The organism is Kitasatospora sp. NPDC057198 (assembly GCF_042670125.1).
In the GTDB taxonomy this organism is placed as follows: domain Bacteria; phylum Actinomycetota; class Actinomycetes; order Streptomycetales; family Streptomycetaceae; genus Kitasatospora.
This window is the reverse complement of sequence record NZ_JBHUWH010000484.1, coordinates 1-537: the sequence shown is the minus strand read 5'-3', so window position 1 is coordinate 537 and position 537 is coordinate 1. Positions and strand designations below refer to the sequence as shown.

Annotated in this window: 1 pseudogene; it reads right to left on the bottom strand. The window is 70.8% G+C overall.

Annotated elements, in window-relative coordinates:
- Positions 1-256 (bottom strand): annotated as a pseudogene (locus ACFUEL_RS33700) (fumarylacetoacetate hydrolase); the annotation flags it as partial.
- Positions 257-537 lie beyond the last annotated feature (281 nt).

Here is a 537-nt window from a genome sequence, read left to right as displayed (position 1 = left end):
CCGCGGCGTGGTCGCGGTAGTTGAGGCCGATCGCCAGGGTCTGGCGGGGCGCCGGGGCGGGCGATCCCAGCTCGACCGGGTCGAACGCCGCACCCTCGGGCAGGTTCGCGGTGGCGGCCCAGGACCGGAACGCCTCCCAGCGCTCGTAGACGGCCTGCGGGTCGGAGGAGAAGGCGCCGCCACTGGCCGTTTCGACGTCGACGGCCTTGCCGTCGACGATCAGGACCAGTCGGCCGGAGAGGTTGGCGATACGCATGGTGTGACTCCTGGAGGGGGGTGGGAACGGGGCCGCCCGGGACCACGGCGGGTTGCGGCCGCTCGATCCGCCGGTGCGGCGCGGGGCAGGCCGTCAGCGACAACGGAGCCCTTGCCCGTCCACCAGCAATTCAGCATGATGATTACCTTGATGTTGCGTCCGCGTGGCCGGGGCGTCAAGAGGTCGGAGCAAAAAGAGCATGATGAATATGGATTTTGAGGAGCCGTCGTGACCAGCACGCCCAAGCGCCCCGCGTCCGCCGCCCCCGAAGGGGCCCGGCC